This is a genomic window from Bordetella tumbae (assembly GCF_054780995.1).
The window spans coordinates 241,813-258,710 of record NZ_BAAGVG010000011.1 but is presented as its reverse complement, the minus strand read 5'-3'; the positions used below and the strand labels follow the sequence as shown (position 1 = coordinate 258,710).

The following is a 16,898-nucleotide window of genomic DNA, read 5'->3' as shown; positions in this document are numbered from 1 at the left end:
CATTCTGGAGCAGGGCGGTACGAGCCCTGCTGCTGCGAAAATCTGACTATGCAGCGGTGATCCGGCATTCGTCGTGGCGCGTCAGCTGCCCGCGCGGCGACCGCCGATGGCGCTGATCGACAGGTGGGTTTCGCCCGGCGCGCTGCGGCGTGCGGCCGCGCGCCAGGCGTGGCCATAGGACACTTCAATGGTCAACGGAATGACGCCTTCTGCGTTGCGTTGGGCTTCCAGCGCCGCGTGCAAGCGAGCCAGCCAATCGCGTCCTACCAGTCCCCTGCGGCGGCCGTTCGCAGGGTTGCCTCCCAGTGCTCGCACGTCTTGCAGCAGGCTCGCGGGGGTGCGATAGGTCAGCGTCAGGGTTTCCTGATCCATCACGGGATCGGAAAAGCCGTTTTCCACCAATAGGTCCCCGAAATCATGCATGTCCACAAATGACGGCGTTGCGGTGTGCAGGCCGGCATCGTCCAGCGCCTGGCGCAGTTCGCGCAGGGTCGCAGGCCCCAGACAGGAAAACATGGCCAGTCCGCCGACCTTGAGTATGCGGCGCCATTCGGCGAGTACCGCGTGCGGCGCCGGGTGCCAGTGCATGGCCAGATTGGACCAGACTAAATCCAGAGACTCCGGGGGCAGGCCCGTGTCGGCGAGATCGGCGCGCAGGAAACGCGGGCCGTTCTGACCACGGCCGATCAGTTTCCCGAGCCAATGGCCCACGCCTGCCGCGGCATAGCGCTCACGTGCATGGGTGAGCAGTGTTTCGCTGATGTCCAGGCCCTGGTAGGTGGCATCGGGATAACGTTCCCGCAGCAGAGGCAAATTGTCCCCGGCACCACAGCCGGCATCGAGCAGGGCCTCGGGTTGCAGGCGGATGTATTGCAGGCGGCCCAGCATGCGGCGGGCGACTTCGCCATAGAGGAATTGTGCGTCGGCCAGGTCGCCGCGGCGCGAAAACTGCCGTACGACGTGCGCGGGGTCCAGCGGCAAGGTCGGAGGCGTGACGGGTGTGGGGTGTGACATGAATGTCGCGCTGCTGCGTGGCAGCGCAGGAAAAGCATGGTGTGATAGCGGCCCTTGCGACTTGCACGAGCCCGAATGCTATCCATTATGGCCGATTCGCGTTTTCTCTACCGCCTGGGGGGTGTTACCCGGCGAATGTTCTCGCTGGTGGCGACGGATTGTCCTCTATGCGAGGGGCGGGCGGCCGGGGGCGGGCTATGCGCCGGCTGCCGCGATGACATTACGCAAACGATGCAAAACGCAGGATACCGCTGCACGCGCTGTGCGCAGCGCATGCTGTTCGGCGGGCAGGCATGCCAGGGCTGCGCCGATATGTGCCCGGTTTTTACGCAGGCCATCGCGGCGTTCGACTATGAGCCGCCGTTCGACAGCTTGATCGGCCGTTACAAGGCGGAGCATCGTTTTGGGCTGAGTACGACCCTGGCGCAACTGCTGGCCGGCGCTATCGCACGCGCAGGCGGCATAGCGCGAACCGGGTCGAGATCGGCGCCTTGCCAGCCAGAGCAGGTTGAGGGACGTGGGACGTACGCATTAAAGGCGAGTACGGTCCTGATCCCGATCCCCTCCAGCAGCGCCTCCTTGCGTCGGCGAGGCTTCAATCCCGCCGCTGAGTTGGCCGCCAGCTTGGGGGCTTGTCTGCAGTTACCCGTGCGGCGGGGGGCCTTGCGCCGCCTGCGCGAGGGCCCGCGTCAGGCATACAGCGGCCGTCAGGCGCGTCAGCGAGGGGCTCAGGGGCTGTTCGCCTGCGTCGCGCCTGTTCAGGGCCTGTCTATAGGTCTGGTCGATGACGTGATGACGACGGGCAGCACGGTCAATGCGGCGGCACATGCGTTGCTCCGCGCAGGGGCTGCGGACGTCACGGTGCTGGTGGCGGCGCGTACGCCGGTACGGGACCGCCATGCCTAGCGCTTTCGGCCGGCTGGGTCCCGCATTTTTCGCAGCGTAGACGAGCTCCCTGGCAAAATAGCGTCTTCGCGTGCCGCGTGTGCTGGTGCGCCAGGATGATATTCATGTTTCACGTCGTACTCGTTTGCCCTGAGATTCCTCCCAATACCGGTAACGTCATTCGGTTGTGCGCCAATACCGGAGCGCAACTGCACCTGGTGCGGCCGCTGGGATTTGATCTGGACGATACGCGCCTGCGGCGCGCGGGGCTGGATTATCACGAGTGGCAGCCTGTGCAGGTCCATGACACGTTGGCACAGGCGCTGGCCGCCACCGGCGCGCAGCCCGATCATTGCTATGCCATGACCACGCGTGCAACGCATAACGTGTCAGAGGTGGCATTCGTGCCGGGCGATGTGTTTGTGTTTGGCCGTGAGACGGCTGGGCTGTCTGCCGAACACATGGCCATGTTTGCTTCATCGCAGCAGATCCGTTTACCCATGTGCGAGGGGCAGCGCAGCTTGAATCTGTCCAATGCGGTGGCGATTACGGTGTTCGAAGCATGGCGGCAGAACGGCTACGCCGGCGGATCATAGTGTCCGCGCGATGCCGTATGGTGTTCCGGCATCGAGCGATACTTGCAGGGATGGCGGCATGGCGGGTGCCGCCATGTGCCGTCGCTGTCGTGTTCGCCTTCGCGGCGTATCGCTCAATCCAGCGATAATCCCAACCGCTTGATCACTGCATTCCAGCGCGCCTGATCTTTCTGGATGCGATCGGTCAATTCGGCCGGACTGGATGGGGCAGGCGTGAAGTACTGCTGCGCCAGTTGTTTACGCACAGCGTCGCTGTTGATGATCTGTGCCAACTCCTTGTTCAGGCGCTCCACAATCGGAGCCGGCGTGCCCGCGGGGGCGAAGATGGCGTTCCAGGAGATGGCTTCAAAGCCCGGATAGCCTTGTTTGTCCATGGTGGGAATACCCGCCAGGGACTCGCTGGGCTGCAGGCTGGTGATGGCCAGGGCTTTGACTTTGCCGCTTTGGACTTGCGGCATCGCGATGGCAGGCACCATGAATCCAGCCTGTACATCACCGGCGATGATGGCGCTGATGACCTGCGGAAAGCCCGAATACGGAATTTGCACGAGGTCGATGTCTGCCTCGCTTTTGAACATTTCCATGGCCAGATGCGCCGAGCTGCCGGGGCCGACGGAACCGTAGTTCAGGGCGCCCTTGCGCTCGCGCGCCAGTTTGACGAAATCCGCGACGTTTTCGACGGGTAATGTCCCCGGGACCGTCAGCACATTGGGGCTCGTGGCGACCAGTGTGATGGGCTGCAGGTCTTTGAGCGGGTCGTAGCCCAGGGTTTTCTTGTACAGCTCGGGGGCGGTGACCATCGGGCCGTTGATGGTGTAGACCAAGGTGTAGCCATCGGGCGCGGCCTTGGCGACCATGCGGGTACCGATGTTGCCGCCTGCGCCGGGTTTGTTATCGATGACGATGGGCTGGCCCAGTGCTTGTGACAGCGGCTCGGAAATGGTCCGCGCCAGCAAGTCCGGCGATGAGCCCGGCGGAAAGGGCACCACCATATGGATGGGGCGTTCGGGCCACGCGGCCATGGCACTGGTCGGCAGTACGGCGGCAATCAATAGCAGGGGCAGGCAGCGCAGCAGAGCGCCAGCGCGAAATGGGCGGGCAAGGGGCATGGTGAGCTCGTTGATTTGTCTCGATGTTGATATGGTTTTGTGGAGCGTATTGTGAGGGATATGTTGGTGCGGCGGTAGGGGATCTCGGTGCTTGGCGTGCGCGAGGATCGGCGCTGACGTCAAAATTTCTGCTCGTGTCGGACGGTCGATGCGTGTTGGCGCGGTGCTGCCGTGCATCGAATCATGCGTGAGCTAAATTTCCAGTCGCGCCTCGCGTGCCAGGAGTGCAGATACCGCGGTCACCGGGGCGACGCCCTCGAACAGCACGGCGCATACCGCCTCGGTAATGGGCAATTCCACACCCAGTGTGCGAGCGCGCTGCAGCGCTGCACGCGCGCAGCGCACGCCCTCTGCGGTGATGCCGCTGGCCAGAATATCGGCCAATTTACGCCCCGCGCCGATTTCCAGGCCGACACGGCGGTTGCGCGATAGTTCGCCGGTAGCGGTCAGGACCAGGTCTCCCAAGCCGGTCAGGCCAGCAAAGGTTTCGCCCTGGGCTCCCAATGCGACACCAAAACGGCTCATTTCCGCCAGGCCGCGCGTGATAAGCGCCGCGCGGGCGTTGGTGCCCAGGGCCAGGCCATCGGAAATACCGCAGGCGACCGCGATCACATTTTTCAAGGCGCCGCCGACTTCCACGCCTGCAACGTCGGTGCTGGCGTAGACGCGTACTGCGCCGCCATGCAGGGCGGTGGTCGTGGCGCTGCGCACGGTCTCGTGTTCGCTGGCGATGGTGAGGGCGACAGGCAAGCCCTGCGCGACTTCGCGGGCGAAAGACGGCCCGGACAGGACGCCGCCGGGGATATTCGTACCGCTCAAGGCTTCGGCCACGATCTCATGCGGCAAGCGGGCTGTGTCGGCCTCGAAGCCTTTACAAGTCCACACCACGGGGGTGTGTGCCAAGCCCAATGCGGGCAGGCGGGCGGCCAATTCGCGGCAAATCGCATCCAGGCCCGCGACAGGCACGCCCAGGATGATCAAGGTCTGCGACGGCGCAGCGGCCAAAGGCGCCAGAGCCTCTGCCAGATCACTGGTGATGCCCAGGGTATCGGGCAGCGCAACATCTGGCAGATAGCGTGTGTTCTCGTGGGATTTTGCCATCGCCTCGGCCTGCGCGGCATCGCGTGCCCACAGCGTCGTGCGATGGCGGCGGCTGGCAGCGGCGGCCAGCGCCGTGCCCCAGCTACCCGCGCCGAGAACGGCAATGTTCAAAGGAGCGGGTGCTTGGGTCATACGTGCGAACGCAGTCGATTACTGGCGAGTCGCGCCGGGCGGCAGGATGATGCCCGAGTCTGCGCCGTTGGTGCTGCCTTCTTGCTGTTGGGCCAACTCGGCCAGGCGTTGCTCGTACAGCGCCTGGAAATTGACCTCGGCCAAATGCAGTGCCGGCAGCGAAGTGCGGGTGATGGCATCGGCGATGTTGGCGCGCAGGTACGGATACAGCATGGTGGGGCAGACGATGCCCAACAGCGGGTCCATTTGTTCGGCGGGAATATTGGCCAACTCGAAAATGCCGGCTTGCGTGCCTTCGACCAGATACAGGACCTTGTCGTTGACGCGGGTCGTCACAGTAGCCGTCACGGTGGATTCGAAAATCGATTCGGCCAGGCGCTGGCCGCCGACGTTGATGCTGACTTCGACTTGCGGCTGCTCTTGTTCCAGGAACACGTGAGGCGCATTGGGCATTTCCAGCGACAGGTCTTTCAGGTAGACGCGTTGCAGATTGAACGCAGGCGATTCGCCGCCTGCCTGCTGGTTGTTTTGATCCTGTTCAGCCATGAGAATTTCCGGGTTGTAGGTGGACAAAAAATAAAGGCGGGCGGCGCGCGGACCGTCAGCCGTTGAGCAGCGGCAACAAGCCGCCTGAGCGATCCAGCGCGATCAGGTCGTCGCAGCCGCCAACGTGTTTGTCGCCGACAAAGATCTGCGGCACGGTACGGCGGCCGGTGCGTTCAATCATGACGTCGCGCTGGGCTGGATCTTGATCGATGCGGATGATTTCCAGGTCGGTGACGCCACGCTCGGTCAAGAGCGCCTTGGCGCGCGCGCAATAAGGACAATAATCCTTTGAATACATGACAACTTTATTCATGCCGGGCTCCAGGTCAGGGTTTCTGAGTGACGGGCAGGCCAGCCGAGGACCAGGCGCGCATGCCGCCTTCGAGCACGGAAACTTCGGCAAAGCCCTGCGTGCGCAGGCGGGCGGCGATGCGATTGGAGTCGCGGCCGGTCTCGCAAACCAGCAACAGCGGCTTGTTTTTGGGCAGCGAGCTGGCTTTTTGCTCGACCTCGGCAGCCGGCAAGCTGCGTGCCTGGGCGATGTGGCCCGCCCGGAATTGCTCGGTCGGCCGAACGTCCACCCAGACGCCTTGGCGCTGGTTGATCAATTGAATGGCTTCGGCAGTGCTGAGGCCTTTGCCGCCTCGACCCTTGCGCAGCGCCGGGACGGCGAGCATGATGCCCGACACCAGCACCACGGCGACGATGAAGATGTTTTCTTTAGCTACCAAGAATTGCAGAAGATCCACAGAGGTTCCTGAAAGGGGGACAAGCTTGCACAATACGCATCGCTCGTCTGGACACGGCGGCCTGATTCGGACCCGCATCATACTGGGTTAGCGTGCGGTCAGGTCGAAATGCCTGCCGCTTACGGTAAGAAACCCAGAGTTGCCGGGAAAAACCAGGAGCAAAATCGCTCAATTATAAAATGAGCGCATTCGTCAACTTCAAGCCAGCCCTCGGGCGGCCCAAAACCATGTACAAACTCGTTCTGATGCGTCACGGCGAAAGCCAATGGAATCTGGAAAACCGCTTCACCGGATGGACCGATGTCGACCTGACCGACACCGGCCGCGAACAGGCCCGCAAGGCAGGTGAGCTGCTTAAAAAAGAGGGCTACGAATTTGACCTGGCGTACACCTCGGTGCTCAAGCGCGCTATCCGCACGCTCTGGATCGCGCTGGACGCCATGGACGCGATGTACACCCCGGTGGGAATCAACTGGCGCCTGAACGAACGCCACTACGGCAACCTGCAAGGCTTGAACAAGGCCGAAACCGCCGCAAAATACGGCGATGAGCAGGTGCTGATCTGGCGCCGTGCCTACGCGATCGCCCCTGAACCCCTGGCGCTGGATGACAAGCGTCATCCTCGTTTTGACGATCGTTATGCCAAAATCCCGGCTGATCAATTGCCGGCGACCGAATGCCTGCAAGACACCGTCGCCCGCGTGTTGCCGTTCTGGAATGACTCCATCGCACCGGCCATCCGCGCCGGCCGCCGGGTGCTGGTAGCGGCCCACGGCAACAGCTTGCGTGCTCTGATCAAGCACTTGGACAATATTTCTGATGACGACATCGTGAGCCTGAATATTCCTACGGGTCAGCCCCTCGTTTACGAGTTGGATGCAGACCTGCGCCCGATCCGCCATTATTATCTGGGCGATGCAGCGGAAATCGAGGCCGCAATGGCCGCGGTTGCCGCCCAAGGCAAGGCGAAAAAGGACTGATTCATGCGGTTTGTGGCAGGTTTGCTGTTGACGGTGGCTGTGGCGGTGACGCCATGGCCCGGCGTTGCGGCGTCGTCGGATCTGGCAGACCGCCAGTCCGACGCCGAGCGGCAGCAAGCCGAGCTGCGTGAGCGCATCGATACCCTGCAGAAATCGCTCGAGGATCGAGAGGCTGCACGCAGCGAAGCCGCCGACGCGTTAAAGGCCTCAGAATCGGCGATCTCGCGCATCAACCGCCGGCTGCGCGATCTGGCTGCCGACAATGATCGGGCCGAGGCCGACTTGGCGGGTCTGGAAAAGCAGATCGTTGCGCAACAGCAAGCGTTGCAGCGCAAGCGTACCGAACTGGGCGATCAATTGCGCACCCAGTACACCAGCGGCCTGTCTCCGTGGACCGCGTTGCTGTCGGGCGATGACCCCCAGCAACTGGGCCGTAATCTCGGTTATTTGGGCTATGTCTCGCGCGACCGAGCCGAAACGGTACAGGCATTGCGGCGTGATCTGGATCGTTTGGCCGAACTGCAGGGGCAAGCGGATGCGCGTCGCGCAGAGATCCAGCGCACGGTCGCCGAAACCACTGAGCAAAAGGCCGAGTTGGTCAAACAGCAGTCCGAGCGCGCGACGTTGTTGGCCCAACTGGAAGGGCAGATCGCCGCGCAACGCGCTGAGGCGCGCAAATTAGGGCGTGATGACAGCCGCCTATCGACCCTGATCGTCGATTTGGAAAAAGCCATCGCCGAGCAGGTGGAGGCCGCGCGTCGCGCCGAAGAGGCCCGGCAACGCGCCGAGGCCGTCCGCCGTGCGCAAGAGGCGCGTCTGGCCGAGGAAGCACGGGTCAAGGCCGAAGCCGCCCGCGCCAAGGCCGAGGCCGAACGTCAGGCCGCCATGGCTCGCGCCGCTGAGGCGGCAAAGGCCGAGCAAGCGGCCAAAACAGAACAAGCCCGGGCTGCCGCTCAGGCTAAACGCGATGAAGCCGCGCGTGACGCGGCGCGAGCGCGTGAGCAAGTCGAGGCCGCTCGCGAACGCGAGCGTGCTGCCAGCGAGCGTCAACGCGGCGCTGTGGCATTGGGCGATTGGGATGCGCTGAGCCCGGCAAACCAGGGCGATGTGCGAGTGAGTCAGCCACCACCGGCCCGGCCAGCAGAGCCGCCGGCACGCGCGGCTGCTCCGGCGTCACCGCCCTCGAGTCGTCAGGCGGACGACGCCGCTGACAGTGATGAGGCGTCTACGCAACAAACTGCGCGCCGTGCAGCACCGCCGCCCAGCACAGGAAATGGCCTGCGCCACGGATTGACTGCGCCTGTCCGTGGTACGGTACAGGGTCGTTTCGGGGTGGATCGTCCCGATGGTGGCGTCTGGCGGGGCATCGTGCTGCGTACGGCCGCAGGTACCCCAGTCAAGGTCGTTGCCCCCGGCACAGTGGTTTACGCCAGTTGGCTACGGGGTTTCGGTAACTTGATCATTGTCGATCATGGCAAGCAATATATGACGGTATATGCCTACAACCAGAGTCTGCTCAAGCAGGTTGGAGACACCGTAGCCGCTGGCGAGGCCATCGCAACGGTAGGCTCCACCGGCGGGCAGGTGGAATCGGGCCTATACTTTGAGATTCGATATCGAGGCACCCCGGTGGACCCGGCCCAGTGGTTGGCCTTATAACCTCCGGCTCAAAATCAGGAAGTGTGCATGGGCACTCGCAAGTTTCGCGGTTTAGGTTTGATGGCTACCGGTGTGGTGGCGGGCGTTTTGCTCAGCGTAGGTGTGACAGCACTGGCGCAGCGAGGCAGTCCCCTGCCGCTGGACGAGCTCCGGCAGCTCAGCAATGTGTTTGCCGCCATCAAAAACAACTACGTCGAGGCGGTCGACGACAAGACGCTGATCGATAACGCCATATCGGGCATGGTGTCCAATCTGGACCCCCATTCCGCCTATCTGGATGCGGATGCATTTAAAGAAATGCAGAGCACCACACAGGGCGAGTTCGGCGGTCTCGGCATCGAGGTCGGGGCCGAAGACGGTTTCGTCAAAGTCATCTCTCCCATCGAAGACACTCCCGCCGCGCGGGCCGGTGTGATGGCTGGCGACCTGATCATCAAGATCGACGATACGCCCACCAAAGGCATGACCTTGAACGACGCCGTCAAGCTCATGCGCGGTGCGCCGAAAACGCCCATCACGCTGACTTTGGTGCGGGCCGACAATCCACAACCCATTGTGGTGAAGATTGTTCGCGACATCATCAAGGTGCGCAGCGTACGCAGCAAGATGCTCGACGGCGGCGTGGGTTACGTCCGCATCGCGCAGTTCCAGGAAAAAACCGGCACCGATCTCGCGCGTCACCTCAAAGACCTGGGTGCAAAAGGCGCGCCCAAGGGCCTCGTGCTGGATCTGCGTAACGATCCGGGCGGGCTGCTGACCAGCGCGATTGGTGTAGCGGCCGCGTTCCTGCCGCCCGATGTGCTCGTGGTGTCCACGGATGGCCGCACGCCGGATTCCAAGCACAAATACCTGGCGACGCCCGCGGAATACGCGCGTGGCGAGGGCAACTATCTGTCGGATCTGCCCGGCTGGGTCAAGACCGTGCCTATGGTCGTGCTGGTAAACGTCGGTTCGGCTTCAGCGTCGGAAATCGTGGCGGGCGCGCTGCAAGACTACAAGCGCGCCAAGGTGCTGGGCAACCGTACCTTTGGCAAGGGTTCGGTGCAGATCATTCTGCCGCTCAGCCAGGATACGGGCGTCAAGCTCACGACCTCGCGTTATTTCACGCCCAAGGGACGCTCCATCCAGGCAACCGGTATCGAGCCTGACTATGTGGTGGCCGATACGGCCGACGGTGATCTGTTCCGTCTGCCGCGCGAAGCCGATCTGCAGCGCCATTTGTCGAACAACCAGAGCGACGAAGTCAAATCGCTGCCTGGCGGGGACGAATCGTCGCCGGTGGGCAAGGTGTTCGAGTTCGGCGGCAAAGACGACTTCCAACTGCAGCAGGCGCAAAATGTGCTGGCAGGCAAACCCGTACAAAAGGGCTCTGCCCGCGCGCAGGCACAGGCCAATGCCAAACCTGCCGTCAATGGCGACACAGAGCGCCTGACGATCACGCCGTCTGGAGTGCAACCCGCCAAGAACAAATGAACGACCAGCAGTTATTGCGTTACGCCCGGCATATCTTGCTAGATGAGCTGGGCATCGAGGGCCAGGAAAAATTCCTGGCGGCTCGAGTGCTGGTAGTGGGCGCGGGCGGGCTCGGTTCTCCCGCGGCCTTGTATTTGACGACGGCGGGGGTGGGCGATATCACCCTGGCGGATGACGATATCGTCGAGTTGAGCAATCTGCAACGCCAGATTCTGCACGGCGAGGCGAGCGTCGGCCGACCCAAAGCCGAATCGGGTCGCGATACGCTGGCGGCCTTCAATCCCGAGACGCACGTGACCGCGCGTGTCGAGCGCCTGGACGGCCTGGCTCTGGATGAGGCCGTCGCGGCTGTGGATCTGGTGCTGGACTGCACCGATAACTTCAGCACACGGCACGCCATCAATCGCGCCTGTGTGCTTCATCGCAAACCGCTGGTCTCTGGGGCGGCGATCCGTTTCGACGGTCAGGTCAGCGTGTACGATCTGCGTCGCGACGATGCGCCCTGCTATCACTGCCTGTTTCCCGAGGCCGATGACGTCGAGGCCGTGAACTGTGCGACCACAGGGGTTTTCGCCCCGCTTGTGGGCATCATTGGCGCCATGCAGGCGGCCGAGGCCCTGAAGCTCCTGGCTGGCATTGGCGAGAGTCTGTCGGGCCGATTGCTGTGGTTGGACGTACGCAGTATGCAATGGCGCAGCGTCAACGTGCACCGCGATCCCGAATGCGCGGTCTGCGGGCACCGCGGGCATCAGGCCCAGCACGCAGCCTGAGCAACCACCCAGTACGGATTCCTGGCGGAGCCTGGTAGCCTGCCTTTGCGCCTGGTATGGCTGCCTAAAAAGTTTTCATATAACCTGATAAATAATCTACAATCATCGCATGCTGACCAAATCCACCACCCTCACCGAGCAGGTCGCCAGTCAACTGTCGGCCGACATTGGCGCGGGCGTTTACCCCGTGGGCGCCAAATTGCCGACGGGCAAGGCGCTTGCGCAGTTGTACGGCGTCAGTGCCGCGGTGATTCGCGAGGCGACCGAGCGGCTGCGCGCACAGGGCCTGGTCGAAAGCCGCCAGGGTGCGGGCTGTACGGTGATATCGCGTACCGTCAGCCGGGGGTTTCAGGTACCCGGCCATTCCTCGCTCAGCCGCGACGAATTGGCCAGCGTCTACGAACTGCGTATGGAGCTCGAGGGCGGTGCTGCGGCCTTTGCCGCGATGCGGCGCACGGACACCGATCTGGCCGAGATGTCACGCTGTCTGGAGCACCTGCAAAACCATCTGCATCATCCCGAACTCGCTGTCGAACAAGACATCGCTTTTCACGCGGCGATTGCCGTGGCCACGCATAACGCCTATTACCAGCAACTGCTGCAGTATCTGAATCTGCAGGTGCGCGAGGCGGTACGCATGGCACGCGACAACACACTGCAGCATCAATCCGAGCGCATTGTCGATGTGCATCAAGAGCACGTCGATGTATACGAGGCTATTACGGCCCGCGATGCTGTCGCTGCCCGACAGGCTGCCGTGCGGCATTTGCAGCGCGCCGCCGCGCGTTTGCAGCTGGATTTTTCGACCATTGATGCCGCGTCGGCGCCGATGGCCACTACGCCTGCCGATCTGGTCGCGCGCACTACGAAATCTGCACGGGCGACCTAGCCCATTCTCCGATTCCTCGATCTTTGCATCTTCTGTCTGAACACTATGACTACTTCCGATTTTGCGCAGCGCCTGGTCCGAGCTCTGGGCCCCGATACGGTATTGACCGCAGCCGATGACATCGCTCCGTGGTTGTCAGATTGGCGTGGTTTGTATAACGGGCAGGCCCAAGCTGTCGTACGTCCACGTACCACTGAAGGGGTAGCGCAGTGTCTCGCGTTATGCCAACAAGCCGGCGTACCTGTTGTGCCTCGCGGTGGCAATACCGGCCTGTGTGGCGGTGCGACGCCGGATCAGGCGCCAGCCAACGTGGTGCTGTCGCTGGACCGCATGAATGCTGTGCGTTCCATCGATACCATCGCCAATACCATGGTGGCCGAGGCTGGATGCATTCTGGGCAACCTGCGCCGCGCTGCCGAGGATGTGAATCGCTTGCTGCCCCTCAGCCTGGCTGCGGAAGATTCTTGCCAGATTGGCGGAAACGTCTCGACCAACGCGGGTGGTGTCAACGTCGTGCGCTATGGCATGACGCGCGAGCTGGTACTAGGTATCGAAGCGGTGTTGCCGACGGGCGAGATTTTTCATGGCCTGCGTACGCTGCGCAAAGACAACACGGGGTATGACCTCAAACAATTGTTGATCGGCGCTGAGGGCACACTGGGTGTGATCACCGCTGTGGCATTACGCTTGTTTCCTCGCAATAGTGTGCGTTCCGTGGTGCTGGCGGCGGTGCAGTCCCCTGAGCAGGCCTTGCAATTGGCCGAGTTGGTCAACGAGCAATGTGGTCCGCGTCTGCAGGCCTACGAGTTTTTCACGGGTGATTGCGTGGACTTGGTGCTGACGCATGCGCAAGGCGTACAAGAGCCCTTTGCACAGCGTTATCCCGGCTATGTGCTGATGGAGTTGGCCGACACGGCCGATGAGGATGCGCTGAATGCGTTGTTGGAAAACGTGATGGGCGCCGCGTTGGAGCGCGAGTTGTGTCTGGATGCTGCTGTCTCGACGTCGTTGGCTCAATTGCAAGCGCTCTGGAAATTACGCGAAGAAATCTCCGAGGCCCAGCGTGCTGATGGTCCGCATCTCAAGCACGACATTTCATTGCCGATCGAACAGATTCCGGCATTCATGCAATCTGCCGAGCAGCGTGTCCGTGCGGCTTATCCAGATATCCGGCCGTTTATCTTCGGGCATTTCGGTGACGGCAATCTGCACTACAACCTCTCGCGTCCGGCAGGGGCGCCACGCGAATGGGCAGCCGAGCAGGGTGATGCCGTGACGGATATCGTGCTGGACGAAGTGAATCGCTACGGTGGCAGCATCAGTGCAGAGCATGGTATCGGTCAGCTCAAGCGGGATCATTTCCTGCATAGCAAGGATCCGCTGGAACTGCGATTGATGCGGGACATCAAGCGGATTTTTGATCCGGCGGGGATTTTGAATCCTGGGAAGTTGCTGTAGACCCGAATTTGGTTGTGGGTCACGCGGAATTGACGGTGTTTTGTAGGTTGTCTTTGTTGAGCGCTGGATGTGGCTGTCGAGAGGTTGGAGTTCTTTCGGCGTCGTGGCGGGGCGGTAAGCGTGTGGGGGCTTCGCGTGGTCGGTCGGACGCCTTCGCGTCCGACACCGCTTCGTCAACCTCGTCGCTGCGCTCCTTCGGTTTCCCTCGCTCGACCACGAGGCGCCCCCACACGCTTACCGCCCCGCCACGACTCACAGCATCTCAAGCCTGCTGCATCGTCATCTGTTTTTTGTCGGCAGTGTCAGCGGCTTTTAGCACTGTGGACGTTAACCGCGTCCCGCATCGACATCGATCGTTTCACGCCCTGGCGTTCGCATTCCCAGCATCCGCGGCCAGCCTCTACTGTGAGTCCGTGTCGCGAGCCAGGAGTGTCATGCCGGGCCGTAGAGCGCGGATTCAGTCCGCGCAGCGGACCGAGCCCCCTGCTCATGTGGGGCGAGTCCGTGCGATAGGCCCGGCATGACACTCCTGGCTCGCGGCACGGACGTCTAAATAGAGACGCCCGATGCAATCAAACGATCAAGTCTGCTGATAAATCTCAGCCCCCTTGCGTACAAACTCTACCGCCTTCTCCCGCATCCCTTGCTGCAACGCATCTTTCGCACTGACCCCTTGCGATGCCGCGTAATCACGCACGTCCTGCGTGATCTTCATGCTGCAGAAATGCGGCCCGCACATCGAGCAGAAATGCGCGACTTTCATTGAGTCTTTAGGCAAGGTCTCGTCGTGAAATTCCTTGGCCGTATCAGGATCCAGACCCAGGTTGAACTGGTCATCCCACCTGAACTCGAACCGCGCCTTCGATAGCGCATTGTCGCGAATTGCCGCGCCTGGATGGCCCTTGGCCAGATCCGCTGCATGCGCGGCGATCTTGTAGGTGATGATGCCGTCCTTGACGTCTTTCTTGTTGGGTAACCCCAGGTGTTCTTTGGGCGTGACGTAGCAGAGCATGGCCGTACCATACCAGCCAATCAGCGCAGCGCCGATGCCGGAGGTGATGTGATCGTAGCCAGGGGCGATGTCAGTGGTCAGCGGGCCCAGGGTATAGAACGGCGCCTCGTGGCAATGCTCGAGCTGCAACTCCATGTTTTCCTTGATCATCTGCATCGGCACATGGCCCGGGCCCTCAATCATGACTTGCACGTCGTGTTTCCATGCGACTTGAGTCAGCTCACCCAGTGTCTTGAGCTCGGCGAATTGGGCCTCGTCGTTGGCGTCGTAGCCCGAGCCAGGCCGCAGTCCGTCGCCCAGCGAAAAGCTGACGTCATAGGCCTTCATGATTTCGCAGATGTCCTCGAAGCGCTCGTACAGAAAGCTCTCCTTGTGATGCGCGAGACACCACTTTGCCATGATGGAGCCGCCGCGTGAAACGATGCCCGTCATGCGATCGGCGGTCATGGGAATGAACGGCAGACGTACGCCCGCATGTATTGTGAAATAGTCCACGCCTTGTTCGGCTTGCTCGATCAAGGTGTCGCGGAAAATCTCCCAGGTCAGCTCTTCGGCTTTGCCATCGACCTTTTCCAATGCCTGATAGATCGGCACGGTACCGATGGGCACGGGCGAATTCCGGATGATCCATTCGCGGGTTTCGTGGATGTGTTTGCCGGTAGAGAGGTCCATGACCGTATCGCCACCCCAGCGGATGGACCAGGTCATTTTTTCGACTTCTTCGCCTATGCCCGAGCTGACTGCGGAATTGCCAATGTTGGCGTTGATCTTGACCAGGAAATTCCGCCCGATGGCCATGGGCTCGACTTCGGGATGATTGATGTTGGCGGGGATGATGGCGCGCCCACGGGCCAGTTCCTCGCGTACAAATTCGGGCGTAATGACCGCGGGGATGGCAGCGCCGAAGGATTGCCCAGGATGTTGGCGCAGCAGGCGGCGGGCCATTTTCTCGCCATCGGGGCCGCTGGCGCGCAGCGTTTCCAGATAGTGTTCGCGCCGCAGGTTCTCGCGGATGGCGACGAATTCCATTTCCGGCGTGATGATGCCGCGCCGTGCGTAATGCATTTGCGAGACGTTCGCGCCGGTTTTGGCCCGGCGGGGTGGGCGTTGCAGATCAAAACGCATCGCCGTCAGTTTGGGGTCGGTCAGGCGGGACTGCCCGTATTCGCTGGTCGGCCCGCTGAGCAGTTCGGTGTCGTTGCGTTCTTCGATCCAGGCCTTGCGCAGTGCAGGCAGGCCGCGGCGAATGTCGATGTGAGCATCGGGATCGGTGTAGGGGCCGCTGGTGTCGTACACCGTCAGCGGTGGATTGCTTTCGCCACCGAACATGGTGGGCGTTGCGTCCTGCGAAATTTCCCGAAAAGGCACACGGATATCCGGCCTGGAGCCGATTTCGTAGACTTTGCGGGATTTGGGCAGCGGTGCGACGGCCGCAGCATCGACTTGCGCCGTAGCGGCGAGGAACTTGGGGTTGGCATTCATGGAAAGCTCCAATAATGAGGTTGGAGCCGATTGGGGATGGATTCCGGGCCAGATAGGACGAACCCGGCCCTGGGAGACAGGCCTGGCGCGGAATACGCTCCCAGCATCGGCATTATCCGTACTGGTACGAAGGGACTCTCTCAACACGTCTGCCTGGAAAAGGCGACGAGTACCCCTGCGTGAAACCGAAGTATAGGTGGTATCGTGGTTGTATGGTCGTATTTCGCCGCTTTACATCTGCATACGGTTGGGGCTATCGGGACACGCGACGGCCCTGTACACTTTTTGTAAGCTGGGTGGCGGTCAGCGACCCGGCATGCAGCTCCCTCAGTCATTGAAAAAGGAATAACCATCATGCAACTCACTATGCGCAAACTGGCTCCCGCGCTGGCTGTTCTCACGCTCGCACTGGCCGGCTGCCAAACTCCGCCGAAGCAAGGGGCAGAAGGTGCTAAAAGCGATACCGCCACCCCCGGGACTCCGGCTCAGCCGGCGACGGCTTCCGCAGTTGAGTTCTATGTGGCTCAAGCGACGACGGCGCCTGGCCTGACGGAAGTCAAGATTCCCGATGGTTCATTGTTCATCCAGCGTCAGCCTGTGCTGACGCGTGCGGACCTGAGCGAAGCCGCCGCCTTGGTCGATCGTCAAGGACAGAACTTCGTCGGCCTGCGCTTCACAGAGGCTGGTGCCCGTAAATTGAACGAGGTGAGCAGCCAGAACATCGGCAACATGCTGGCGTTGGTCATCGATCGCGAGCTCGTTGCCGCTCCGCGTATTGCCGAGCCGCTGAACCGTGGCGTCCTGGCTTTTGGTGTACCGTCGGCCCAGGCTGCGTCGGATATCGCTGCCAAGATCCGTGGCGATCAAGGGCAAGCCGCTCCGGCTAATGGCGCCGCACCTGCCGCGCCAGGGACGCCTGCTCCGGCAGCTCCGGCTCCGGCTGCACCGGCCCCCGTCGCGCCGCAATAAACACGCTTGAGGCGTCGAGGCGGTGTCAGCCGCCCATAAAAAGCCCCCGCGCTGCGCCTTCGCCTTGCACCCCC

At 62.1% G+C, this 16,898-nt stretch carries 16 protein-coding genes; 9 read left to right on the top strand and 7 right to left on the bottom strand.

The window, feature by feature from the left end:
• Positions 1–81: 81 nt before the first annotated feature.
• A complete protein-coding gene (locus tag ACYVI2_RS09820; protein ID WP_415820893.1) occupies positions 82–1,014 on the bottom strand; it encodes a methyltransferase domain-containing protein in 933 nt (310 codons plus the stop codon).
• 75 nt (positions 1,015–1,089) lie between these two features.
• Here ACYVI2_RS09820 and ACYVI2_RS09815 point away from each other — a divergent pair, with 75 nt between their 5' ends.
• Both ACYVI2_RS09815 and ACYVI2_RS09810 read left to right on the top strand, forming a co-directional pair.
• Entirely contained in the window at positions 1,090–1,920 is an 831-nt protein-coding gene (locus tag ACYVI2_RS09815; protein WP_415820892.1) for a ComF family protein, read from the top strand.
• 104 nt (positions 1,921–2,024) lie between these two features.
• Positions 2,025–2,495, top strand: a complete 471-nt coding sequence (locus ACYVI2_RS09810; RefSeq protein ID WP_415820891.1) for a tRNA (cytidine(34)-2'-O)-methyltransferase — start codon at positions 2,025–2,027, stop codon at positions 2,493–2,495.
• A gap of 113 nt (positions 2,496–2,608) precedes the next feature.
• Here the strand turns inward: ACYVI2_RS09810 and ACYVI2_RS09805 are convergent, their stop codons facing one another.
• The 5 genes from ACYVI2_RS09805 to ACYVI2_RS09785 form a co-directional block, all read right to left on the bottom strand.
• Complete coding sequence (locus ACYVI2_RS09805; protein WP_415820890.1) at positions 2,609–3,604, bottom strand: Bug family tripartite tricarboxylate transporter substrate binding protein; 996 nt, start codon at positions 3,602–3,604, stop codon at positions 2,609–2,611.
• A gap of 192 nt (positions 3,605–3,796) precedes the next feature.
• Complete coding sequence (locus ACYVI2_RS09800; RefSeq protein WP_415820889.1) at positions 3,797–4,837, bottom strand: NAD(P)H-dependent glycerol-3-phosphate dehydrogenase; 1,041 nt, start codon at positions 4,835–4,837, stop codon at positions 3,797–3,799.
• Positions 4,838–4,855: 18 nt separating this feature from the next.
• Positions 4,856–5,383 carry a protein-export chaperone SecB gene (secB, locus tag ACYVI2_RS09795; RefSeq protein ID WP_415820888.1) on the bottom strand — a complete coding sequence of 176 codons (528 nt, stop codon included), beginning with the start codon at positions 5,381–5,383 and terminating at the stop codon, positions 4,856–4,858.
• Between the two features lie 55 nt (positions 5,384–5,438).
• Positions 5,439–5,696 (bottom strand): glutaredoxin 3, encoded by a 258-nt coding sequence (gene grxC / locus ACYVI2_RS09790; protein WP_415820887.1) that lies wholly within the window; start codon positions 5,694–5,696, stop codon positions 5,439–5,441.
• A 13-nt stretch (positions 5,697–5,709) separates the two neighbouring features.
• A complete protein-coding gene (locus ACYVI2_RS09785) occupies positions 5,710–6,132 on the bottom strand; it encodes a rhodanese-like domain-containing protein (RefSeq protein ID WP_415820886.1) in 423 nt (140 codons plus the stop codon).
• A gap of 227 nt (positions 6,133–6,359) precedes the next feature.
• Here ACYVI2_RS09785 and gpmA point away from each other — a divergent pair, with 227 nt between their 5' ends.
• The 6 genes from gpmA (at position 6,360) to ACYVI2_RS09755 (ending at position 13,361) form a co-directional block, all read left to right on the top strand.
• Positions 6,360–7,112, top strand: coding sequence for a 2,3-diphosphoglycerate-dependent phosphoglycerate mutase (gene gpmA, locus ACYVI2_RS09780; RefSeq protein WP_415820943.1), 753 nt, complete (start codon positions 6,360–6,362; stop codon positions 7,110–7,112).
• Between the two features lie 3 nt (positions 7,113–7,115).
• Positions 7,116–8,771, top strand: a complete 1,656-nt coding sequence (locus tag ACYVI2_RS09775) for a murein hydrolase activator EnvC family protein (protein ID WP_460490299.1) — start codon at positions 7,116–7,118, stop codon at positions 8,769–8,771.
• A gap of 27 nt (positions 8,772–8,798) precedes the next feature.
• Entirely contained in the window at positions 8,799–10,244 is a 1,446-nt protein-coding gene (locus ACYVI2_RS09770; protein ID WP_415820884.1) for a S41 family peptidase, read from the top strand.
• Positions 10,241–11,014 carry a HesA/MoeB/ThiF family protein gene (locus tag ACYVI2_RS09765; protein ID WP_415820883.1) on the top strand — a complete coding sequence of 258 codons (774 nt, stop codon included), beginning with the start codon at positions 10,241–10,243 and terminating at the stop codon, positions 11,012–11,014. Before ACYVI2_RS09770 ends, ACYVI2_RS09765 begins: the two co-directional genes overlap by 4 nt.
• A gap of 109 nt (positions 11,015–11,123) precedes the next feature.
• Positions 11,124–11,903: a FadR/GntR family transcriptional regulator gene (locus ACYVI2_RS09760; RefSeq protein ID WP_415820882.1), complete on the top strand. Its 780-nt coding sequence runs from the start codon at positions 11,124–11,126 to the stop codon at positions 11,901–11,903.
• Positions 11,904–11,948: 45 nt separating this feature from the next.
• Positions 11,949–13,361, top strand: coding sequence for an FAD-binding oxidoreductase (locus ACYVI2_RS09755; protein WP_415820881.1), 1,413 nt, complete (start codon positions 11,949–11,951; stop codon positions 13,359–13,361).
• Between the two features lie 580 nt (positions 13,362–13,941).
• On the opposite strand, the gene thiC is transcribed toward ACYVI2_RS09755, so the two are convergent.
• Positions 13,942–15,855, bottom strand: a complete 1,914-nt coding sequence (gene thiC / locus ACYVI2_RS09750) for a phosphomethylpyrimidine synthase ThiC (RefSeq protein WP_415820880.1) — start codon at positions 15,853–15,855, stop codon at positions 13,942–13,944.
• A gap of 354 nt (positions 15,856–16,209) precedes the next feature.
• On the opposite strand from thiC, the gene ACYVI2_RS09745 reads away from it, so the two are divergent.
• Positions 16,210–16,824, top strand: coding sequence for a SecDF P1 head subdomain-containing protein (locus tag ACYVI2_RS09745; protein WP_415820879.1), 615 nt, complete (start codon positions 16,210–16,212; stop codon positions 16,822–16,824).
• Positions 16,825–16,898: the final 74 nt, after the last annotated feature.